This is a genomic window from Nonomuraea sp. NPDC050790 (assembly GCF_044456745.1).
Classification (GTDB): Bacteria; Actinomycetota; Actinomycetes; order Streptosporangiales; family Streptosporangiaceae; genus Nonomuraea.
In genome coordinates, this window is the sequence record NZ_JBITGF010000009.1 from 150,525 (window position 1) to 171,328 (window position 20,804).

Sequence of the window (20,804 nt, forward strand, 5' to 3'; positions counted from 1 at the left end):
AAGTGGCAGCAGCCCCCGTCCCCATGCCCGCGAAACGGCGTGTGGCGCAGCTTCTCATGCTCGCGCTCGCGGTGGCCGTCGTGATGGGCGCGTACGCCAACGTCGGCCTGGCCATGGACGAGCAGATCCCGTCCGGCATGCTCACGTACGGCCTCAGCCTGGGCGGACTGATGCTGGCCGCCTACCTGGTGCTGGCGAAGTTCGCGCCCTGGGCGGACCCGCTGATCCTGCCACTGGTGACGCTGGTCAACGGCCTCGGCCTGGTGATGATCTACCGGCTGTCGGAGTCCGACTCCGGGCTGCCGTCGGCCAAGCTGGCCTCGCCGAACACGCAGTTGCTCTGGACGCTGATCGGCATCGTGCTGTTCAGCCTCACCCTGATCTTCCTGCGCGACCACCGCGCGATGCAGCGGCTGACCTACACCGCCGGCGCAACCGGGCTCTTCCTGCTGGTCTCGCCCCTGATCCCGGGCCTGGGCCAGGACATCAACGGCGCCCGCATCTGGATCGGCATCCCGGGCATCGGCCAGATCCAGCCCGCCGAGTTCGCGAAGCTGGCCCTGGTCATCTTCTTCGCCGGATACCTGGTCGCCAAGCGCGACGTGCTCGCGCTGGCCGGGCGCCGGCTGCTCTTCATCGACCTGCCCCGCGCCCGCGACCTCGGCCCTGTCCTCATCACCTGGGGCGTCAGCCTCGGCGTGCTGGTCATGCAGAAGGACCTCGGCTCGTCGCTGCTGCTGTTCGGCACGTTCATCGCGATGCTCTACGTCGCCACCCAGCGCATCTCGTGGGTCATCATCGGCATCCTGCTGTTCGTGGGCGGCGCCGTACTGGCCGGGATGCTCTTCGACCACGTGGGCGCCCGCTTCGAGGTCTGGCTCGACCCGGGCCGGCCGGAGTTCTTCGACCGGGAGCTCGGCGGCAGCGCCCAGCTCATGCAGGGCCTGTTCGCGATGGGCTCGGGCGGCATCCTCGGCAGCGGCCTCGGGCAGGGTCACCCCGACCTGATCCCGCTGGCCTTCTCCGACTTCATCTTCGCCGCGACCGGCGAGGAGATCGGGCTGACCGGCCTGATGGCGCTGCTCATGGTCTACGCGCTGATCGTGGAGCGCGGCCTGCGCACCTCCATCGCGGCCCGCGACCCGTTCACCAAGCTTCTGGCGGGCGGTCTGTCCTTCCTGCTGGCCTGGCAGGTCTTCATCATCGTCGGCGGCGTCACGAACCTGATCCCGCTGACCGGACTGGTCACCCCGTTCATGTCCCAGGGTGGTTCCGCCCTACTGGCTAACTGGATACTTATCGCCCTTTTGGTACGCATGTCGGACGCAGCGAGAAGGCCTCCGCCCCAGGCGATCCAGGACGAAGGACTGACGCAGGTGTTCCAGCGATGAACAGCACACTCAAGCGCGCGGCCGTGGCCTGCCTGGCCATGTTCGCGCTGCTCATGATCAACGTCAACTATCTGCAGGCGGTCAAGGCCGACGGCTACCGCGAGGACGCCAGAAACACCCGCAACTACTACGAGCGCTACGCCGTCCAGCGCGGACGCATCACCGCCAGCGGCAAGACGATCCTGGCGCAGTCCAAGGAGACCAAGGGCACGTTCCGCTTCGTCAGGGAGTACCCGGAGGGCCCGCTCTACGCGCACGTCACCGGCTTCTTCTCCCCCGAGAGCGAGTCGGCCGTCGAGCGCTCGGAGAACAGCCTGCTCGACGGCTCCAGCTCCGACCTGCTCCTGCGCCGCAGCATCGACCTGTTCACCGGCGAGCCCACCAAGGGCGCCAACGTGGACCTGACGATCAACCCCAAGGCGCAGAAGGCCGCCTACGACGCGCTGCGCCAGAGCGGCAAGCGCGGGGCCGCGGTCGCGATCGAGCCCAAGACCGGCAAGATCCTCGCCCTGGTCTCGCTGCCGACCTACGACCCGGCCAAGATCTCCGTGCCGGAGAAGCCGGCGGCGTTCTCGGCGTACGACAAGCTGGCGAAGGACCCCGACAAGCCGCTGATCAACCGTGCGATCGGGGACTTCTACGCGCCCGGCTCGACGTTCAAGGTCGTCACCACCGCCGCCTGGCTGGAGGACGACTCCAGCCGCGACGGCCAGACGGTCGTGGACGCGCCCACCCGCCTCAGCCTGCCGAACACCACCACCACGCTGCCCAACTACGGCGGCGCGGCCTGCGGCACCGGGCAGGTGCCGATGGTGTACGCGCTGGAGCGCTCGTGCAACACCCCGTTCGGCAAGATCGGCCTTGACCTGGGCTACGCCAAGATCGCCGAGCAGGCCAAGAGGTTCGGCGTGGGCGAGCCGCTGAGCATCCCCATGGCGGTCGAGGCCAGCACGATCGGCAAGGAGGAGGCCGACGACCCCGCCGCCATCGCGATGACCTCGATCGGCCAGCGCAGCGCGGTGATGACGCCCCTGCAGATGGCCATGGTCGCCGCGGGCATCGCCAACAACGGCTCGGTCATGAAGCCCTACCTCGTCAACAAGATCACCGACGCCAAGGGCGACGCGGTCGACCAGGGCGAGCCCGAGGAGCTCTCCGAGGCGATGAGCCCCGAGAACGCCGCCAAGCTCAAGGGCATGATGGTCAGCGTGGTCGCCAACGGCACCGCCAAGAACGCCCAGATCCCCGGCGTCGAGGTCGGCGGCAAGACCGGCACCGCGGAGACCCGCCAGGGCCGGGCGCCCCACGCCTGGTTCATCTCCTTCGCCCCCGCCCAGGACCCGCAGGTGGCCGTGGCCGTCTTCGTCGAGTCCGGCGCCGCCAGGGTCGGCGAGGAGGCCACCGGCGGCGGCGTCGCCGCGCCGATCGGCAAGGCCATCACCGAGGCGGTGCTCGACAGGTGACCCCGGGCACGCTGCTCGCCAACCGCTACCTCCTGGTCTCCCGCATCGCCGCGGGCGGCATGGGCGAGGTATGGCGTGCCCGCGACCAGTTGCTCGCCCGCGAGGTCGCCGTCAAGGTGCTGCGCAGCCACGTCTCCGGCGACCCGACCTTCCGTAGCCGCTTCCGCAACGAGGCGCGCATCACCGCCGGGCTCGCCGACCCCGGCATCGCGCAGGTCTTCGACTACGGCGAGCAGGCCGACCTGGCCTTCCTCGTCATGGAGCTGGTCCAGGGCGAGCCCCTGTCGGCGATCCTCGCGCGCAACGGGGCGCTCGGGCCCGAGGTGGCGCTCGACGTCATGAACCAGACCGCCAAGGCGCTGCACACCGCCCACAGCTCCGGCGTGATCCACCGCGACATCAAGCCCGGCAACCTGATGGTCACCCCCGACGGCAAGATCAAGGTGACCGACTTCGGCATCGCCAGGGCGCTGGAGGCCGCGCCGGTCACCCAGACGGGCACCGTTCTCGGCACCGCCCAGTACGTCAGCCCCGAACAGGCCCAGGGCACGACCCTCACCCCGGCGACAGACCTTTACTCCCTCGGCGTCGTGGCCTACGAGTGCCTGGCCGGGCGGCCGCCGTTCCAGGCCGACACCCAGGTCGCCATCGCGCTCATGCACCTCAACGAGCCGCCGCCCCCGCTGGGCGCGGACGTGCCGCGGCCGGTGCGCGAGCTGGTCATGGCGTTGTTGTCGAAGGATCCCGAGCGCCGGCCGGGGTCGGCTATGGAGCTGGCCGACCGGGCGTACGTGCTGCGCGACTCGCTGGCCTCGCTCCAGCAGGGGACCGACCTGAGCATGTTCACCGACCCGGCCGGGTTCCGGGTGCGGGAGCCGTACACGGGTGCGGGCAGCGCCCCCCAGGCGTACACGGGTGCGGGCAGCGCCCCCCAGCCGGGTGGTGTGCGCCAGCCGTACACCGGTGTGTCCCAGCAGGGCGCGGGCGGGGACGTCGCGCGGGGGTATTCGCAGCCCGAGGGGTCCGATCGCACCACCGACGACCTCGGCGGCGGCGCGCCGCTCACCACGCGGCAGGCCCCGGCGGCCCGCAAGGGACGGCGGACCGTGGTGCTTTTCGCCACCGCGGCCTCCGTGGCGGCGGTAGGTTTCGCCGCGTTCATGGCCACGAAGGGGCAGGAGCCGCTACCCCCGCCTGACGTGGCAGAACCCACCCAGGCCTCCCTTAACCGGCCCGCGGAGGTCAAACCTCGCAAGTCGAAGTCGCCGACCCCGCGCCCGCCGGTGGTTCCGGTGAAGTCGACGAGGCCGGTAACCTCGCGGTCAGCTACCGTAAGCTCGTCGGCAACTCCAAGTCAGAAGCCGACTCCGAAACCGACCCCGACGACGACCCGGACCCGGACTCCGACTCCGACACCCACCCCAACGCCCACGATGACGCCGACACCGACACCGACGGCCTCACCTGACCCGGGTGACACAAACCCGCCGAAGGAGGAGACGTGATGCGTCTCGGGGTTGATGATGGACACCGGCGGCCACTCGTTACAGCACGGTGCAGGCCGGTACCCAAGATGAACGGTAAGGGACAGTGCAGGAAATGACTCAGCCTCGGCTACTCGGTGGTCGCTACGAACTCGACGGTGTCGTCGGGCGCGGCGGCATGGCCGAGGTGTATCGTGCCCGAGACATCCGGCTGGACCGCATCGTCGCGATCAAGACGCTCCGGTCCGACCTGGCCAGGGACCACACGTTCCAGGCCAGGTTCCGACGCGAAGCGCAGTCGGCGGCTTCCCTGAACCACCCCGCCGTCGTCGCGGTCTACGACACCGGAGAAGACGGCACCGAGGGCACCCCCGTGCCCTACATCGTCATGGAGTACGTGGACGGCAGGACGCTGCGCGACCTGCTGCGCCAGGACCGGCGGCTGATGCCGGAGCGCGCGGTCGAGCTGGTCGACGGCATCCTGCGGGCGCTCGACTACAGCCACCGCGGCGGCATCGTGCACCGCGACATCAAGCCGGCCAACGTGATGATCACCCGCGCCGGCGACGTCAAGGTGATGGACTTCGGCATCGCCCGCGCCATGGCCGACTCGGCCGCCACCATGACGCAGACCGCGCAGGTGATAGGGACCGCCCAGTACCTGTCGCCCGAGCAGGCGCGCGGCGAGCGCGTCGACGCCCGCAGCGACATCTACTCCACCGGGTGCGTGCTCTACGAGCTGCTGACCGGGCAGCCGCCGTTCACCGGCGACTCCCCCGTCGCGATCGCCTACCAGCATGTGCGCGAGGAGCCCATCCCGCCGTCGCAGATCGACCCCGAGATCCCCGCGTGGGCCGACGCGATCGTGCTCAAGGCGATGGCCAAGGACCCCGCCCAGCGCTACCAGAGCGCCCAGGACATGCGCGCCGACATCCAGCGCGCGATGTCGGGGATGCCGGTCGACGCCCAGACGATGGCGATGACCAACTACGGCGGCACCCGCACGATGGCCGCCACGCAGCAGCAGGGCGGCCCGGCGACCGGCCGCACGGGCGCGATCCCGCCCTACGAGTACGGCGACACCGAGCACGGCGGCCGTGGCGGTCGCCGGCGCGCGGGCGGCGGAGGCGGCAACAAGGCGGTCAAGACCGCCCTGTGGATCGTGATCCCGTTGCTGATCATCGGCGCGTTCATCGGCGTCGCCTACGCCTTCCTCGGCGGCGGCGGAGGCGGCACGCCCACCGCCGCGGCGCCGGTGAAGGTGCCGCTGCTGACCGGCAAGACGCAGAAGGAAGCCGAGACGGAGATCACCTCGCTGGGGCTCGTGCCCAAGGTGGAGGAGGAGTTCAGCAGCGACGTCAAGAAGGGCGTCGTGATCTCCACCAATCCCGCGGTCGGCGCCGAGGTGCCCAAGGGCGGCGAGGTGACGCTCACCGTGTCCAAGGGCGTGCAGAAGGTCAAGGTGCCCGACGGGCTCATCGGGCTCGACAGGGACGAGGCCCGCACGCTGCTGACCGACCTCGGGCTGAAACCCGTCTTCAAGACCGGTACTTCGAGCAAGGCGCAGGGCAAGGTCTACAAGACCGACCCCGAGTCCGGCGCCGAGGTCAACGAGGGCAGCACCGTCACGCTCTTCGTGCCCACGGAGCTGTCCGAGGTGCCGAGCGTGGTCGACCTCACCGAGGCCGACGCCTCCGCGGCGCTGCGCGCGGCCGGGTTCCGGGTCAGGGTGATCCAGCAGTCCAGCCCGGACAAGCCGGAGGGCGTCGTCATCCAGCAGAACCCGGGTGAGGGAACCAAGCTGGCGCCCAAGACCCAGGTCACGATCGTGGTCTCGACCGGCCCTGAGGAGCAGCCCACCGAGATTCCGAGCACCGACCCGCCGTTCCCCACGGGCGAGCCGACGGGTGAGCCGACGGAGGACGAGCCGCCGGGCGACGACGGCGGTTTCTGAGGCCAGACGGCGGGCCCTCCGGTTTCCGGGGGGCCCGCCGGCGTTCCCGGCCGGGTGCGTGAGAACCGGGTGCGTGAAAAGGCGCCCCCGCCGCTCGGGGGCAACGGCGGGGACGCTTAATGAGTAGTCGTACGCGGCCCCGAGCGCGTTACAGCGTGGAGTTCAGCCAGTTTGCCAGGAGTCGGTGCCCATGATGGGAAAGGATCGACTCTGGGTGGAACTGGATGCCTTCCACGGGGGCCGTGCGGTGGCGCAGGCCCATGATGACGCCGTCGGGGGTCCGGGAGACGACCTCCAGGACGTCGGGGACCGTCGCCGGGTCCACGGCCAGCGAGTGGTAGCGGGTCATCTCGACCGGGCTGGGCAGGCCCTCGTAGACGGTCTTGCCGTCGTGCGCGATCTGACTGGTGCGGCCGTGCATGAGCTCGGGGGCGGTCGATACGGCCGCGCCGTAGGCCACGGCGATGGCCTGGTGGCCGAGGCAGACGCCCAGCAGCGGCAGGCCGTGGTTCGCCGCGTGGTGGACCAGCGGGACGCTCACGCCGGACGCCTCGGGCGTGCCGGGCCCCGGGCTGATCAGCACCGCGTCGAACCCGTCCGCGTCGCCCGGCAGCACCTCGTCGCGCGGGCGCACGTCGCAGCGGGCGCCCAGTTCGCGCAGGTACTGGACGATGGTGTGGACGAAGCTGTCGTGGTTGTCGACGACCAGCACCCTCGTCACGTGGAGCTCACTTTCTGACGGTGACCTCGTCGAGCGTCACCGCGGGTTCGAGCAGCGGAAAGACCGCATACCAGAGTACGGCTGCCGCGATCGCGGCCAGGACCGCGGCCGTCAGGAGCCGTTTGCCCAGCGGGTCCGGGAGCTTGCGCCAGAGCCAGCCGTACATGTGTCAGACCTTTCGTTCCTCGGTCTCCTTGAGCACGCCGTAGACGATCAGTCGTTGGGCGGCCGAGTACTCGGGATGACAGGTAGAGAGCGTGATATATGAGCGAATGGGGCTGATGTCGGGCTTGCCGGGCACGGGGGCGATGATCTCGATCTCGTTGGGTTCGACGATGTCCTGGGAGGTCACCCGGTAGGTGTAGCGGGCCTCGCGGGCCTCCACGACGATCTCGTCGTCACGCTGGAGCTCGTCGATCCGGTTGAACGGCGCCGAGTACGTCGTCCGGTGACCGGAGACCACGAAGTTGCCGACCTGGCCGGGCAGCGCCGTACCCGGGTAGTGGCCCGGGCCCTTCTTCAGGTGGTCGGTCTCCACGCCCTCGACCACCGCGTACCGGTAGTCGCGGCCCAGCTTGGGGATGCGCAGCAGCGCCAGCGCCTTGCCCAGCGAGATCTTGGGGACCTTGCCGTCGGCGGCCGGCTGCGCCGGCTCCACGCTCTCCTCCGCGAGTTGCTGCTGCAGCAGGAGTTGCTGGCGCTGGGTGTAGGCGCTGGTGCCCCAGAGAAGGTAGGCGCAGAAGAGCAGCATGATCACGCCCGCCGTGATGCTCAGCTCCCCCACGGTCCGCAGGATGGCCCTCACCCGGCCAGGGTATTGGGCAGTGATCCGGTCGCTGGGGATCGCCATGTCATGCGCGTGGCGACTATCCTTGGCCACGCTTCAACTACGCTACCCACAGAGCCTGTGGACGATCCGGATGCCCCAGGCCCTCAGCAGGAGTTATCCAGTGTCCAAGCCCAAGGCTCGCAAGAAGGCGGTCTACACCCCGCCGCAGAAGACCCAGCAGGTCAAGGTCAGCCCCCGCTGGCTGGCGCCGACCATGGTGGCCGCGTGGATCATCGGCATCCTGTGGATCGCCATCTACTACATCGCGCCCGATGCGCCCTTCATCGGCGGCCTGCAGAACTGGAACCTACTGATCGGGTTCGTTTTCATCATCTTCGGTGTGGTGCTTTCCACCCGCTGGCGTTAGTTCTTTCCACAGTCTTTTCCACACCTGGGGAAAGTCAGCTCACGATCGCGGACGTCCGGAGCAACACGAGCACGCCGAGGACGACCACCGCCCCCACCACGGTCAGCGTCTGCCACACGGCGCGGTTGTTCTTGGGGGCGTACGCCAGCGCCGCGGCCAGGGCCGATCCGGTGATCAGACCGCCCACGTGGCCGGTCCAGCTGATGTTGAAACCGGGCAGGAACGTGATCACCAGGTTGATCACGATCAGCACGGCGATGCCGCGCACGTCCATGTTGAGCTTCCTGCCGACCACGAAGATCGCGCCGAACAGGCCGAAGATGGCACCGGACGCGCCGACGGTGAGCGTGTCGGGCGTGTCCAGCCAGTAGCCGAGCGTGGAGCCGCCGAGCGCGCTGACGACGTAGATGGCCGTGAACTTCACGTGCCCGAAGGCGCGCTCCAGGTACGGGCCGACGACGTACAGCGCCCAGCTGTTGAACAGGATGTGGAAAACTCCGCCGTGCACGAACGCGGCGGTGATCAGCCGGTGGTACTGCTCGCCGAAGGCGACGCCCACCGGCCACATCCCCAGCTCGCGCGTGACGACGTTGCCGGTGAGGTACTGGGCGCCGAAGACCAGGATGTTGATCCCCAGGATGGCCCAGGTGACGTAGGGCGTGCTGACGACCGTGCCGCCGAAGGTCGCCTTGGCCTGCCGTACACCCTGGTTGCCCTGCGCGACGCACTCGGGGCACTGGAAGCCCACGGCCGCGTCACGCATGCAGTCGGGGCAGATGGGGCGGTCGCAGCGCTGGCAACGGACCCAGGTCTCACGGTCGGGATGCCGGTAACACGTCGGCACCGCCTCGGCAGGCTGCTCGGGCGGGCTGGGCGGCTGGCTGGTCATGCTCGCAGCCTATGGCCTGCAGCCCGCCCGACGCGCACCAGAAATCAGGCGGGCTGGCGGTCGAACGTGAGCGACTCGATGACCACGTCCTGCTGCGGGCGGTCGTTGCGGCCGGTGGGCACCTTGCCGATGGCGTCCACGACGTTCTTGCCCTCGATGACCTCGCCGAAGATCGTGTGACCTCCGTTGAGGTGCGGCTGAGCGCTCACGGTGATGAAGAACTGCGAGCCGTTGGTGCCCTTGCCCATCCGCACGCCCGCGTTGGCCATGGCCAGCAGGTACGGGCGGTTGAAGTTGTTCTGGGCGTGGATCTCGTCGTCGAAGGCGTAGCCGGGGCCGCCGACGCCCTGGCCGAGCGGGTCACCGCCCTGGATCATGAAGCCGTCGATGACGCGGTGGAAGATCGTGCCGTTGTAGAGCGGCTTGTTCGACTTCTCACCGGTCTCCGGGTGGGTCCACTCGCGCGTCCCCTCGGCGAGCTCGACGAAGTTGGCGACCGTGTTCGGAGCGAGCTCGGGAAAGAGCTTGATCCGGATCAGGCCGTGGTTTGTCTGCAGGTTTGCGATCAGCTTCTCAGCCACGAGACAGCTGCCCCCCTCTATGCACAGGGTTGGTTTTGTGGTGTTTCGATGACAATGGCCGTGAGGCCGTTTGCAGCATCCTCCCACGGCTGCCGATGATTGAGCCGCCTTGTACCGGGAAGGTCAGGCTCGGGGCCCCAACGACAGGGGAGGTTGTCGTGTCCCTGACACTGAGAAGACGCCGTGCGGTGATCGAAGTACCCGAGACATGGATGGGCCGCGTCAAGGCCCAGGCCGTGCATGCGGGCCGCCGGCTCGCGCCGATGGCGGACCAGGCCAAGGTGGCCACCGCCCAGCGCATCGAAGACGCCCGATACTGGGCAGCGCCGAGGTTGGAAGACGCGGCGCACCAGGTGGAGGATCGGCTCGCGCCGGCCGTCAGCACCATGCTGACGCAGGCCGCGCACAAGATCGATCCGACACCGCCCAAGTCCCGCCGATGGCCGGTGATCCTGCTGATGACCGGTCTCGCGGTGGGCGCTATGGGCTACATGTTCTACCGCCGCAACGCGCAGCAGTGGACCGACCACATGAAGGACTCCGCCTCGGACGCCTCCCAATGGGTGAACGACCGGGCGGATAAGGCTGCCGACCGGGTCTCCGATGCGGCGGACAAGACCGCGGACCACATCTCGTCCACGGCCAACGAGGCATCTCGCAAGATGTCCTGATTTATCAGCAGAAAGCGCGCCACCACAGAGGCGGCGCGCTTTCTGCTGCCCGGCCCCACCCCCGTGGGCGCCGTCTCAGTAGGTACGGCCTCGCCCCCATGGGCGCGGTTCGTCCTGTCCCGCGGCCGCCGTTAGGGCCGTTCCGGTGGGCGCCGTTGTCGCGGGGTGCGGCCCCGCCCCCCGTGGGCGCCATTTCAGTGGGTACGGCTCCGCCCCCGCGGGCGCCGTTCCGGTGGATACGGTCCCGCCCCCGTTGACGCCGTACCAAGCGCTTGCTACAACGCTGCCATGGCGCTCTCACCCCTGGACGACTACCCGATCCACCAGACACCCCAGGTCATGCGGCACGTGGCCACCTCCGACCGCAACTTCTACGACCGCTACTACTTCAACTGCCACGCCGCCAACGACGAGCTCATGCTCATCATCGGCGTGGGCCAGTACCCCAACCTGGGCGTCACCGACGCCTTCGCCTGCGTCAGGACGCAGCGGCTGCACCGGGTGGTCCGCGCCTCGCGGGAGCTCGGCGCGGACCGGATGAACACCGGGATCGGCCCGTTCCGGGTGGAGGTCATCGAAGGGCTCAAGCGGCTCCGGGTGCTGCTGGAGCCGAACGAGCATGGCCTGTCCTTCGACCTCACCTGGGAGGGCACGATCCCGGCGACCCTGGAGCCGCGCCACTTCGTGCGCTGGCAGGAGCGGGTCATGTTCGACTCGATGCGGATGGCGCAGACCGGACGCTGGTCCGGACACATCGTGATCGGCGACGAGGAGATCGCCGTCACCCCGGACCGCTGGCAGGGCACCCGCGACCGTTCCTGGGGTGTACGACCCGTGGGCGAGCCGGAGCCGCCCGGCATCCAGGCGAAGAACCCGGGCACCTTCTACTGGCTGTACGCGCCCATGCAGTTCGAGGACCACGCGATCCTCTGCATCGTCCAGGAGGACGAGAAGGGCCGCAGGGTGCTGGAGGAGGCGACGCGGGTCTGGTCCGACGGCCGGGAGGAGGAGTACCTCGGCCGCCCCGAATACCAGCCCGTCTACGCCCCCGGCACCCGTGACGTGGTCGAGGCCGTGATCGGCTTCTCCCCGCCCGGCGGCAAGCCGTTCGAGGTCCACGCCCGCCCGATCCTGCCCGTCCACCTGATGGTCGGCACCGGGTACGGCCTGGAGCCCGACTGGAAGCACGGGATGTACCAGGGCCCCGGCCCGGTGGTCCAGGGTGTCACCTATACGCTCCCGGACGACGCGGCGCGCATGTGGGGCATGGTCGACGCGGTCGGCCGGTTCGAGTACGACGGCCAGGTCGGGCACGGCCTGTACGAATACTGGGCCCTGGGACCGCACCCGACCTTCGACTGAACCCCGGTCAGTCGACCTTCTTGCACATGATGGTCTTGGCCAGCCCCTTCACGGGCGGCTCGCCGGTCACGGTCAGCCGGGGCTCGGTCCTGCCGGACTGAACCTTGCCCTTCTCGGCCGGCAGCGCGGGCACCGCCTCCGTGAACTCCAGGACGCCCCCCTTGTCGTCGGCGATCTTGCCGTCCTTGCCGGAGACGACCGCTCCCGCCTCGGCCTCGAGCGGCAGGCTCTCCGCGTCGGCACGGGCGGTGACCTTGCCGTCCTTGTCGATGGCGATGGCCTTGGTCGCCCGGGTGAGCTCGGCGACGACCTTCCCGTTCTCGTCGGTGCAGACGACCCTGCCGCCGGCTTCCGGTGCGGGGGTCTCGTCGGCCATGGCCGATCCGGCCAGCGCGGCGAGGCTGAGCACGCCGACCGCGCTGAGGACCATTACGCGTCGCTTGAACATGGATTCTCCTGTCGGGTGGTTCGGATGAGGACGAATGTGGCCTGCCGTACCTGAAGAGAGGCTGAAGGCGGCCGAAATGATCTTCAGGTTGGCTTTAGGTGGCTTGCTGCACTCTGAGAGGCGTGCGAGTGCTATTGGTTGAGGACGAGCAGCGGCTGGCCGACCTGGTCAAGGGCGGGCTGACCGGCGAGGGGTTCGCGGTGGACGTGGCCTATGACGGCCGCGACGGGCTGTGGATGGCCACCGAGAACGACTACGACGTGATCGTGCTCGACGTGATGCTGCCGCGGATGAACGGCTACGCCGTGTGCGCCAAGCTCCGCGAGGCGGGCAACTGGACGCCGATCATGATGCTGACCGCCAAGGACGGCGTCTACGACGAGGCCGAGGCACTCGACACCGGGGCCGACGACTATCTGGCCAAGCCGTTCTCGTACGTGGTGCTGCTGGCCCGGCTGCGCGCGCTGGTGCGCAGGGGCGGGCGGGAGCGGCCGGTGTCCATCACGGTCGGGGACCTGGTGATCGATCCGGCCGGGCTGCGGTGCCGTAGAGGCGAGACCGAGGTGTCGTTGACGCCGAAGGAGTTCGCCGTGCTGCACGGGCTGGCCCGCCGGGCGGGCGAGGTGGTGTCCAAGAGCGACCTGCTGGCCGCCGCCTGGGACTTCTCCTACGACGGTGACGCGAACATCATCGAGGTCTACATCAGCGCGCTGCGCCGCAAGATCGACCTGCCGTTCGGCAGGACGACGCTGGTGACGGTCCGTGGCGCGGGCTACCGGCTGGAGGCGGAATGACCGGCAATGGCTCGCTGACCGCGCGGGTGCGCGAGGGAGCTTCCTCGGTACGGCTGCGCGCCACCCTGGCCGCCACCCTGGTGGTCGCGCTGGCCCTGGGCGCGACGGCGCTGGTGCTGGCCCAGTCGATGCGGGGCAGCCTGCTGGCCAGCGCCGACGCCGACGCCACCCGGCGGGCCGTCGAGGCGGCGCCCGCCCTGCAGTCGGCGGTCCGTACCACCGAGGCGCTGAATTCCGACACGCTCAGCGTCGCGGGAACGACCACGCAGCTCGCCAGGACCGTCGTCGACCCCGACGTCATGTTCAGCGCGGACGGCAAGACCTTCACCACCGCGTGGGAGGGGGTCGAGGGCTTCCGCGTGGTCGGCATGGCGGTGCCGACCGAGGCGGGCGAGGGAATGGTGCTGGCGCGCTCCTCGCTGGCTCCGACGGAGGACGCGCTGACCACGCTCAACAGCGTCCTGCTGCCCGGCGTTCCCGCGCTGCTGCTGGTGGTGGCGTTGATGACCTGGCTGTCGGTGGGCAGGGCGCTGCGCCCGGTGGCCGCGATCCGGGCCAAGGTCGCCGACATCACCGCCCGCGACCTGCACCAGCGGGTGCCGGTGCCGCGTTCCGGGGACGAGATCGCCGCCCTGGCCACGACCGTCAACGGCACCCTGGACCGGCTGGAGACCGCGGTCGACCGGCACAAGAGCTTCGTCGCCGACGCCGCGCACGAGCTGCGCAGCCCGATCGCGACCCTGCGGGCCAGGCTGGAGCTGGCCGAGCCGAGCGAGCTGACCGCCGAGGCGCTCGCCGACGTCGAACGCCTCCAGACGCTGGCCGGCGACCTCCTCCTGCTGGCCAGGCTGGACGCGGGCGAACCCCTCCAGAAGGCCGACCTCGACCTCGGCCAGATCGCCGCCGAGGAGGCGGTGCGGGTCGAGCGGCGTCCCGACGTGGAGCTGAAGCTGGACGTGCAGCCGGACGTGGTGATCGAGGGCGTGCGCGGGCACGTCGGCCGCCTGGTCACCAACCTCGCCGGCAACGCGGTACGGCACGCCGCCTCCACCGTCGTGGTCCGGGTCCGCGCCGAGGGCACCACGGCCGTGCTGGAAGTGGACGACGACGGTCCCGGCATCCCCGAGGCGCAGCGCGAGGCGGTGTTCGGCCGCTTCACCAGGCTCGACGAGGCCAGGGCGCGCGACGCCGGCGGTGCGGGCCTGGGCCTGCCGATCGCCAGGGACATCGCGATCCTGCACGGCGGCACCCTGCACGCCGTCCCCGGCGGCTTCGTCGCCCGCTTCCCCATGCACGCGGGCACGCGGCGGGATCAGGCCGGGATGAGCATGCTCGTGTAGGTGGTGGTGCGCTGGACCACGGTGAAGCCGGAGCGCTCGTAGACGCCGAGGGCTCCGGTGGCGTTGTCGGCGTCGACGCTGAGGCCGGCTCTGCCGTACCCCTGCTTCTTGAACTCGGTGAGGGCGTGGGCGATGAGCGCGCTCGCCACGCCCCTGCCGCGCCAGGGCGCGAGCGTGCCGATGATCTGGATCCACGCCTCACGCACGCCGGTCACCTCGGTGTCGGCGGCGAAGTAGTGGGTGATCAGGACGCCGACGACCCGGTCGCCGTCGAGCGCGAGGAAGGAGCCCTCGGGCAGGAAGGCCCGGGTGCCGGAGATCTTCTCGGTCCAGCTTTCCGGGGTGTGGGGGGAGTTGCCCCAATGGCTGCGGAACGCCTCGTTGCGCACGGTCATCGCGCCGGAGTCGTGTTCCGGGCTCCAGGTGGTGAGGCGCAGGCCGTCCGCGGGCGGGCGGGCCTCGATCTCGGCGGCCAGGTCGCGTTCCATCTGGAAGAACCAGCGCGACGGCGTGAACCCCCTGCTCTCGAAGAGCTTCGCCGCCCAGACCTGGGTGTCGCGGGTGTGGAGCTGAAGTTCGAGCGGTCTGCCGGGGTACGCGCGCTCGTGCAGGCGGGGCGCGGTCTCGACGGCCCAGTCGAGGATGCGCGTGCCCAGGCCGGTACGGCGGTGCCCGGGATGCACCCCCGCCCACAGGCCCATCCGGTGCACGTCCGGGGCGGTCGGCTTGACCGGGAGGTAGGCGAAGGCCACGAGCCGGTCGCCGTCCCTGGCCACGAGCGTGCCCTCGGCGAGGTCGACCAGCGGGCTGGCCAGGTCCTCCGCGAGGTCCTCCGCGCCGTAGTTCTCGCCGTCCTGGTCGGTGGCCTGGATCGCGGCGGTGAGCGCGGCCCACCGCCCGGCGTCGTCCTCGCGCAGCGGCCCCCATGAGATGCTCATGGGGCCGCAGCCTAGGCCAGCCTGGTCGAACAGCCCAACCGATTTCCAAGCTGGGCAAGCCGCTCGGCGAAGCCGTTCCGGGTGGTCTCGGCGTAGCCGACGAAGAAGCGGTTGGCGAGGGGTACGCCCCAGCGCATCCAGGACGCCACGTTGAAGACGCGGTGGACCAGGAGCGAGCCCTGCGGGTGCGGCTCGACGCTCCATTCGCCGCGGTACCACCAGCCGCCCTGGAAGGCGATCGTCCGCCCGGCGACCTCGACGGTCGAGGTGTGGCCGGGGGCGTCCGCCACGGTGAACCGGCCCTCGCGGTGGCCGCCGGGCAGCATGGTCCGCGCCAGGTCCTCCCAGACTTGGGCGCCCGGCGCCTCGACGATGCCCGACACCTCGGTGATCAGCTTCTTCACGGCGTTCCTCCTATTCGAGGGCCTTCTCCATCAGGTCGCGGGTGACCGTCCCCTGCCAGGACAGCTCGCCCTTGTCCACCCGTGCGATCAGGTCGTCCACCCAGGACAGCTCGGCCCGGCTCATCGCCCGCTCGTAGTCGACCTCGATCATGAGCAGCTCGGGCAGGCCGTTGTCGCGCATGGCGGCGAGGTGTCCGTCCATGGCGGTGATCAGGCCGCGTACCGACGCCGCCCGGCTCCGCAGCGCGCCCAGCGCCTCGGGCACGGGAAGGCAGCCGATCAGGGAGACCGCCGCGGTGAACGCGCGGCGCTCGCCGCCCGGGGTCTCCAGCAACGCCCTGAGCCGGGTGGACAGCTCCTTGCGCCCTTCGTCGGTGATCTCGTAGACCGTCCGCTCGGGGCGGCGGCCCTCTCTGCTGGTCTCGACGGGGACGATCAGCTCGTCTCCCGCCAGCTTCTCGACCGCGTGGTAGAGGCTCCTGGGGAGCCCGGTCACGTAGTCCTTGTGGGTGTCGATGATGAATCGGTGCAGTTCGTACGGGTGGCTGGCGCGTACCGAGAGCATGGCCAGCACGGTCAGACCCACCAGGTCAGGGCGACGCGCCATGCTGCCTCCTTCTATATTGCATTATGCACTATTGAGGCGCGCGCTGGTCGAGTTGGCCGAAGGCGCGCTCGATCGCCTGCCGTACCACGTCCTCGGGGTAGGGGAAGCGGCCGATCAGGTCGCGCAGGCCCTCGGTGTGCGCGCGGCGGGCCAGGGCGGCGACCTCGGCGAGCTCCTCCTGCTGGGCCAGCGCGAAGGCACGGTCCACGACCGCGCCGTGGCCGGGCACGATGACCCGCTCGGGCAGTTCCGCCAGCATCGCCGCCGTCGTCACGGGCCAGTCGAGCGGGCAGGAGTCGCCGAACGCCGGCGGCGCGCCCTCCTCGACCAGGTCACCCGCGAAGACCACCCCGGCGTCCGGCACGTGCAGCACGATGTCATTGTCGGTGTGCCCCCGCCCGAAATACCGCAGATGTACGGCACGGCCGCCGACATCGAGCGTGGCCCGATCGGTGAAGGTGTGGTCGGGCGCGACCAGATCGACCTCCTCCACCTCCTCCCGGCGCTCCTCGGCCACGAAGCCCAGCACGCTGGCGCGCTGCGCCTCGCCACCGGCCCTGATCTCCTCGGCGCACCTGGCGTGGCCCCAGATCTCGGCGGGCAGGAACATCGCGTTGCCGAAGAAGTGGTCCCAGTGGGCGTGGCTGTTGACCACCGTCCACGGGTCGGGCGTGATCCGGCGGACGGCGGCGATCAGGTCATTCGCCTCCCGGTGGGACATGCGGGTGTCGAAGACGAGACAGTGACCGTCGCCGACGACCAGGCCCACGTTGAGGTCGACCGACTCGTGCCTGCGAACGAAGACACGATCGCCTACCTCCTGCCACGACTCGTTCACGCGGCCGATCCCCCGTCGGGCCGGCGTCGCCTGACGGCACGCGTGCACGCACGGGAGGCGTGCGTGCACCTGGTGGAGGCAGGCGTGCGCCTGGTGGAGGCAGGCGTGCACGGCCGGGAGACGTGCGTGCGCCCGGCGGAAGCGTGCGTACGCCCGGAGGAGGCGTGCATACGCCCGGAGGAGGCGTGCATACGCGCGATGGAGGCGTGCGTGCACGCGCGGGTGCCGTGCGCGCGCCGGGTGTAGACGTGCGTACACGCGGAGGAGGCGTGCATGCGCCCGGAGGAGCCGTGCGTGCACGCGCGGGAGCCGTTCGCGCACGCGGAGGAGGTAGGCGTGCACGCGCGGGTGCCGTGCGTGCGCCCGGAGAAGGCGGGCGGGAGCGCGCGGGAGGCGGGCGGGCGCGCGGTGGAGATCCCGGCGTGGCGGGTGGTTTCAGACATGGTCTGGCCTATGTTGTCGAACATGAGCCATGGCTTCCAAGTGTGCTTCGACGCCGCCGACCCCCACGCTCAGGCCGACTGGTGGGCGGATGCGCTCGGCTGGGAGGTCGAACCCCAGGACCCGGATCTCATCCGCGACATGATCTCCAAGGGGTTCGCCACCGAGGCCGACACCATCGTCCACGACGGGCAGCTCCGCTGGCGCGAGGGCGTGGCGATCAGGAGCGAGGGCCGTCCACGGGTGATCTTCCAGCTCGTGCCCGAGTCCAAGACGGTGAAGAACCGGGTCCACCTCGACGTCGAGGTGGGCGAGGACAACGTCGAGGCCGAGGTGGAGCGGCTGACCGCCAGGGGCGCGACCTTCTCGCACCGGGGACGGCAGGGGCCATTCTCGTGGGTCACGATGTTCGATCCCGAAGGCAACGAGTTCTGCGTCACCTGACCCCCGTCGTCACCTGACATCTGTCGTCATCTGTCATCCGTCGCCACCCCGGAGCTGGCCGTTAACCGACATCCGTCGTCACCCGCTGCTCGTGCGTCGCCTGACATCTGTGGTCATCTGTTATCCGTCGCCACCCCGGCGCTGGCCGTTAACTGACATCCGTCGTCACCCGCTGCTCGTGCGTCGCCTGATGCTGGTCATCACCTGACATCGATCGCTACCTCGACGCTCGTCGTCACTTCATGATCGTGGTCACCTGATGCTGGTTGTCATCTGACATCTGTCGCCATCTGATATCCCGCCGTCACCCTGTGCTGGTCGTCATCTGGTCAGGTAGGCCAGGACGGCCAGGACGCGGCGGTGGCCGTCCTGTGTGGGTGGGAGGTCGAGTTTGGTGAAGATGCTGGCGATGTGCTTGGCGACGGCCGCCTCGGTGACCACCAGTTGCCTGGCGATCGCGGCGTTGGCGCGGCCCTCGGCGATCAGGGACAGTACCTCGCGCTCGCGCGGCGTGAGGCGGGAGACGGGGTCGCGGCGGCGGCTGAGCAGTTGCCGCACGACCTCGGGGTCCACGACCGTGGCCCCCGCCGCGACGCGGCCCAGGGCGTCGGCGAACTCCTTCACGTCGCCGACCCGGTCCTTGAGCAGGTAGCCGACGCCGGTGCCGGTCTCCAGGAGCTCGGCGGCGTAGGTCTGCTCGACATACTGGCTGAGGACGAGCACGGGCAGGCCGTCGCGCCGCAGTTCCAGCGCCGCCCGCAGGCCCTCGTCGGCGAAGCCGGGCGGCATGCGCACGTCGGTGACCACGATGTCCGGCGCGTGCTCGCGGACCGCGGCGAGCAGGGAGTCCGCGTCGCCGACGGCGGCGGGCACCTGGTGACCGAAGCGTTCGAGCAGGCTCACCAGGCCCTCGCGCAGGAGGACGGCGTCCTCGGCGATGACTACGCGCACGGGATCTCCGCTCTGATGGTGGTCGGGCCGCCCGGCGGGCTGGACAGGGACAGTCTGCCGTCCACGACGTCGAGCCGGTCGGCCAGCCCGGTGAGGCCGGTGCCCGCCGCCGGGTCGGCGCCGCCGTGGCCGTCGTCAGTGACGGAGATCATCACACTTCCCCGCGACTTTTCCACTTTTATCGTGATGTTGGTGGCGTGGCTGTGTTTTGCGGCGTTGGTGAGGGCTTCGCTGACCACGTAGAAGGCGGCGATCTCTACCGGCGGCGGGAGCCGTACCTCCAGGTCGGAGACGACCGTCACGGCGACGGCGGAGCGCGCGGCCAACTCGCCGACGGCGGCGGTGAGGCCGCGGTCGGTGAGCACCTGGGAGTGGACGCCGCGGATCAGCTCGCGCAGCTCGGCCAGCACCTGCTTGGCCTCGGCGTGCGCCCGGTCGAGGATACGGGCCAGCTCGGTCTCGTCCGGCACGTCCAACCTGGCCAGCCCGAGCGTCATGGTCAGCGCGACCAGCCGCTGCTGCGCCCCGTCGTGCAGATCGCGCTCGATCCGGCGCCGCTCGACCTCGAAGGCGTCGACCAGCCGCGCCCGCGAGCGCCTGACCTCCTCCAGCCGCGCCCGTTCCGGCGCGAGCACCGCCCTGACCATCGCCGCGCGCGCCCCCGCCCAAGCAGTCAGCACGTACGCGCCCACGGGCACGAGCGCCACCCCCGCGAACGAGGCGGCCACCGCGACCGCGCCCGCCGCCTCCGGCTGCACCACGGGCGAGAGCACCAGCAGCAACGGCCCGGCCACCGCGACGCCGACGATCGCCAGGTCGATCCACCAGAACGCGACCAGAGTGAGCAGGGCCAGCCCGACCACCCGCCCCCGGCCCGGCGACCCCGTAACCGGCGACAGATCAACGAGCCGCATCCGCCACCGTTCGAACCGCGCCACGAACGGCCCGAACGCCACCAGCGCCACGACCCCCGCGCCCACCGCGGCCCAGCCGGGCAGCACCTCGGACCCCGCCGCCACCACCAGCGGCACCACGCAGAAGACGGCCCCGGCCAGCAGGTACGCCAGCGCCCGCCAAGGCCAGGAGGACCGGAGAAACCCGAGCGGACGCGCGCCGAGCGCTTCGAGGGCGGAGGTGCTCACCCGGTCACGGTAACCACAGGGCGCAAACCTAAATTTAGGTCAATGACAAACTTGAGTCCGTCATGACAAGATGGTCGCATGACCACCGGGCTCCGCGCGATGAAGAAGCAGCAGACCAGGGAGAACATCTCCCAGCACGCGACCAGGCTCTTCCTGGAACGCGGCTACGACAAGGTGACGATCGCCGACGTCGCCGCCGCCGCGCAGGTGGCCAAGATGACGGTCACCAACTACTTCCCCCGCAAGGAGGATCTGGCCCTGGACCTGGGCGACGCGTTCGTCTCCGGGCTGGCGAACGCGGTCGCCGACCGCCCCGCCGGCCAGTCCGCGCTGACCGCCCTCCGCGACTCCTTCCTGGCGGCCGTGGCCCGCAAGGACCCGGTGATCGGCTTCGCCCCCCTGGAGTTCGCCCAGATGATCACCGGCAGCCCGGCGCTGGTGGCCAGGCTCCGCGAGTTCCACGACGAACGAGAAGCGGCGCTGGCCACCCAGCTCGCGGCAGAGACGGAGCCCGGCTTCCTCCCCCGACTGGCGGCGGCCGAGCTGGGAGCCGCCCACCGCCTGCTCTTCGACGAAACCCTGGCCCGCGTCCTGGACGGCCAGGACCACGACCGCATCGCCACAGCCCTGACCGAAGCCGCCCACACCGCCTTCGACCTCCTCGAACCCTCCCTCGGCACCTACGCCATCCGCACGCCCTAGCTCCCCTCAGCCCGCCGGCCGCCTCGCGACCTTGGAACGGGTC

24 protein-coding genes are annotated in these 20,804 nt (G+C 70.2%); 12 read left to right on the forward strand and 12 right to left on the reverse strand.

What is annotated here, in order from left to right; genetic code table 11:
• The first annotated feature begins 23 nt into the window (after nucleotides 1-23).
• From ACIBEJ_RS39415 to pknB, 4 genes are all read left to right on the forward strand, one after another.
• Nucleotides 24-1,391, forward strand: a complete 1,368-nt coding sequence (locus tag ACIBEJ_RS39415) for an FtsW/RodA/SpoVE family cell cycle protein (protein WP_397188305.1) — start codon at nucleotides 24-26, stop codon at nucleotides 1,389-1,391.
• Nucleotides 1,388-2,854 (forward strand): peptidoglycan D,D-transpeptidase FtsI family protein, encoded by a 1,467-nt coding sequence (locus ACIBEJ_RS39420; protein WP_397188058.1) that lies wholly within the window; start codon nucleotides 1,388-1,390, stop codon nucleotides 2,852-2,854. The genes ACIBEJ_RS39415 and ACIBEJ_RS39420 overlap by 4 nt, the downstream gene beginning before the upstream one ends.
• Nucleotides 2,851-4,359 carry a serine/threonine-protein kinase gene (locus ACIBEJ_RS39425; protein WP_397188059.1) on the forward strand — a complete coding sequence of 503 codons (1,509 nt, stop codon included), beginning with the start codon at nucleotides 2,851-2,853 and terminating at the stop codon, nucleotides 4,357-4,359. Before ACIBEJ_RS39420 ends, ACIBEJ_RS39425 begins: the two co-directional genes overlap by 4 nt.
• 94 nt (nucleotides 4,360-4,453) lie before the next feature.
• Nucleotides 4,454-6,292 carry a Stk1 family PASTA domain-containing Ser/Thr kinase gene (gene pknB, locus ACIBEJ_RS39430; RefSeq protein ID WP_397188060.1) on the forward strand — a complete coding sequence of 613 codons (1,839 nt, stop codon included), beginning with the start codon at nucleotides 4,454-4,456 and terminating at the stop codon, nucleotides 6,290-6,292.
• 148 nt (nucleotides 6,293-6,440) lie between these two features.
• On the opposite strand, the gene ACIBEJ_RS39435 is transcribed toward pknB, so the two are convergent.
• Genes ACIBEJ_RS39435 through ACIBEJ_RS39445 form a run of 3 tightly spaced genes read right to left on the reverse strand, consistent with a single transcriptional unit; the run spans nucleotide 6,441 to nucleotide 7,818 of the window.
• The gene (locus tag ACIBEJ_RS39435) at nucleotides 6,441-7,013 is read right to left on the reverse strand and encodes an anthranilate synthase component II (RefSeq protein WP_397188061.1); all 573 of its coding nucleotides are present in this window, start codon (nucleotides 7,011-7,013) and stop codon (nucleotides 6,441-6,443) included.
• A 7-nt stretch (nucleotides 7,014-7,020) separates the two neighbouring features.
• Entirely contained in the window at nucleotides 7,021-7,179 is a 159-nt protein-coding gene (locus ACIBEJ_RS39440; RefSeq protein ID WP_397188062.1) for a hypothetical protein, read from the reverse strand.
• Nucleotides 7,180-7,182: 3 nt separating this feature from the next.
• Nucleotides 7,183-7,818, reverse strand: a complete 636-nt coding sequence (locus ACIBEJ_RS39445; protein ID WP_397188063.1) for a class E sortase — start codon at nucleotides 7,816-7,818, stop codon at nucleotides 7,183-7,185.
• Between the two features lie 145 nt (nucleotides 7,819-7,963).
• Here ACIBEJ_RS39445 and ACIBEJ_RS39450 point away from each other — a divergent pair, with 145 nt between their 5' ends.
• Nucleotides 7,964-8,209, forward strand: a complete 246-nt coding sequence (locus tag ACIBEJ_RS39450; protein ID WP_397188064.1) for a cell division protein CrgA — start codon at nucleotides 7,964-7,966, stop codon at nucleotides 8,207-8,209.
• Nucleotides 8,210-8,243: 34 nt separating this feature from the next.
• On the opposite strand, the gene ACIBEJ_RS39455 is transcribed toward ACIBEJ_RS39450, so the two are convergent.
• Complete coding sequence (locus tag ACIBEJ_RS39455; protein WP_397188065.1) at nucleotides 8,244-9,098, reverse strand: rhomboid family intramembrane serine protease; 855 nt, start codon at nucleotides 9,096-9,098, stop codon at nucleotides 8,244-8,246.
• Nucleotides 9,099-9,142: 44 nt separating this feature from the next.
• Nucleotides 9,143-9,679 (reverse strand): peptidylprolyl isomerase, encoded by a 537-nt coding sequence (locus ACIBEJ_RS39460; RefSeq protein ID WP_397188066.1) that lies wholly within the window; start codon nucleotides 9,677-9,679, stop codon nucleotides 9,143-9,145.
• A gap of 158 nt (nucleotides 9,680-9,837) precedes the next feature.
• Between ACIBEJ_RS39460 and ACIBEJ_RS39465 the strand changes: the two genes are divergently transcribed.
• Nucleotides 9,838-10,350: a hypothetical protein gene (locus ACIBEJ_RS39465; RefSeq protein WP_397188067.1), complete on the forward strand. Its 513-nt coding sequence runs from the start codon at nucleotides 9,838-9,840 to the stop codon at nucleotides 10,348-10,350.
• A 288-nt stretch (nucleotides 10,351-10,638) separates the two neighbouring features.
• Nucleotides 10,639-11,712: a hypothetical protein gene (locus ACIBEJ_RS39470; RefSeq protein ID WP_397188068.1), complete on the forward strand. Its 1,074-nt coding sequence runs from the start codon at nucleotides 10,639-10,641 to the stop codon at nucleotides 11,710-11,712.
• A 7-nt stretch (nucleotides 11,713-11,719) separates the two neighbouring features.
• Here the strand turns inward: ACIBEJ_RS39470 and ACIBEJ_RS39475 are convergent, their stop codons facing one another.
• Nucleotides 11,720-12,160, reverse strand: coding sequence for a hypothetical protein (locus ACIBEJ_RS39475; protein ID WP_397188069.1), 441 nt, complete (start codon nucleotides 12,158-12,160; stop codon nucleotides 11,720-11,722).
• Between the two features lie 122 nt (nucleotides 12,161-12,282).
• Between ACIBEJ_RS39475 and ACIBEJ_RS39480 the strand changes: the two genes are divergently transcribed.
• Both ACIBEJ_RS39480 and ACIBEJ_RS39485 read left to right on the forward strand, forming a co-directional pair.
• Complete coding sequence (locus tag ACIBEJ_RS39480) at nucleotides 12,283-12,954, forward strand: response regulator transcription factor (RefSeq protein WP_184959038.1); 672 nt, start codon at nucleotides 12,283-12,285, stop codon at nucleotides 12,952-12,954.
• Nucleotides 12,951-14,294, forward strand: a complete 1,344-nt coding sequence (locus tag ACIBEJ_RS39485; RefSeq protein WP_397188070.1) for a sensor histidine kinase — start codon at nucleotides 12,951-12,953, stop codon at nucleotides 14,292-14,294. Before ACIBEJ_RS39480 ends, ACIBEJ_RS39485 begins: the two co-directional genes overlap by 4 nt.
• On the opposite strand, the gene ACIBEJ_RS39490 is transcribed toward ACIBEJ_RS39485, so the two are convergent.
• The 4 genes from ACIBEJ_RS39490 to ACIBEJ_RS39505 are packed head-to-tail and all read right to left on the reverse strand — an operon-like array spanning nucleotide 14,267 to nucleotide 17,081.
• Complete coding sequence (locus tag ACIBEJ_RS39490; protein WP_397188071.1) at nucleotides 14,267-15,232, reverse strand: GNAT family N-acetyltransferase; 966 nt, start codon at nucleotides 15,230-15,232, stop codon at nucleotides 14,267-14,269. The two genes, ACIBEJ_RS39485 and ACIBEJ_RS39490, sit on opposite strands and share 28 nt — an antisense overlap.
• An 11-nt stretch (nucleotides 15,233-15,243) precedes the next feature.
• Nucleotides 15,244-15,636 carry a hypothetical protein gene (locus ACIBEJ_RS39495; RefSeq protein ID WP_397188072.1) on the reverse strand — a complete coding sequence of 131 codons (393 nt, stop codon included), beginning with the start codon at nucleotides 15,634-15,636 and terminating at the stop codon, nucleotides 15,244-15,246.
• A 10-nt stretch (nucleotides 15,637-15,646) separates the two neighbouring features.
• Complete coding sequence (locus ACIBEJ_RS39500; protein WP_397188073.1) at nucleotides 15,647-16,243, reverse strand: PadR family transcriptional regulator; 597 nt, start codon at nucleotides 16,241-16,243, stop codon at nucleotides 15,647-15,649.
• A 28-nt stretch (nucleotides 16,244-16,271) separates the two neighbouring features.
• Entirely contained in the window at nucleotides 16,272-17,081 is an 810-nt protein-coding gene (locus ACIBEJ_RS39505; protein ID WP_397188074.1) for an MBL fold metallo-hydrolase, read from the reverse strand.
• Between the two features lie 63 nt (nucleotides 17,082-17,144).
• On the opposite strand from ACIBEJ_RS39505, the gene ACIBEJ_RS39510 reads away from it, so the two are divergent.
• Together ACIBEJ_RS39510 and ACIBEJ_RS39515 are read left to right on the forward strand one after the other, a co-directional pair.
• Nucleotides 17,145-17,327: a hypothetical protein gene (locus tag ACIBEJ_RS39510; RefSeq protein ID WP_397188075.1), complete on the forward strand. Its 183-nt coding sequence runs from the start codon at nucleotides 17,145-17,147 to the stop codon at nucleotides 17,325-17,327.
• A gap of 27 nt (nucleotides 17,328-17,354) precedes the next feature.
• A complete protein-coding gene (locus tag ACIBEJ_RS39515; protein WP_397188076.1) occupies nucleotides 17,355-17,966 on the forward strand; it encodes a VOC family protein in 612 nt (203 codons plus the stop codon).
• Nucleotides 17,967-18,287: 321 nt separating this feature from the next.
• Here the strand turns inward: ACIBEJ_RS39515 and ACIBEJ_RS39520 are convergent, their stop codons facing one another.
• Both ACIBEJ_RS39520 and ACIBEJ_RS39525 read right to left on the reverse strand, forming a co-directional pair.
• Entirely contained in the window at nucleotides 18,288-18,917 is a 630-nt protein-coding gene (locus ACIBEJ_RS39520) for a response regulator (RefSeq protein WP_397188077.1), read from the reverse strand.
• Entirely contained in the window at nucleotides 18,908-20,059 is a 1,152-nt protein-coding gene (locus ACIBEJ_RS39525) for a sensor histidine kinase (RefSeq protein WP_397188078.1), read from the reverse strand. The genes ACIBEJ_RS39520 and ACIBEJ_RS39525 overlap by 10 nt, the downstream gene beginning before the upstream one ends.
• Nucleotides 20,060-20,137: 78 nt before the next feature.
• Between ACIBEJ_RS39525 and ACIBEJ_RS39530 the strand changes: the two genes are divergently transcribed.
• Entirely contained in the window at nucleotides 20,138-20,761 is a 624-nt protein-coding gene (locus tag ACIBEJ_RS39530) for a TetR/AcrR family transcriptional regulator (protein ID WP_397188079.1), read from the forward strand.
• Nucleotides 20,762-20,804 lie beyond the last annotated feature (43 nt).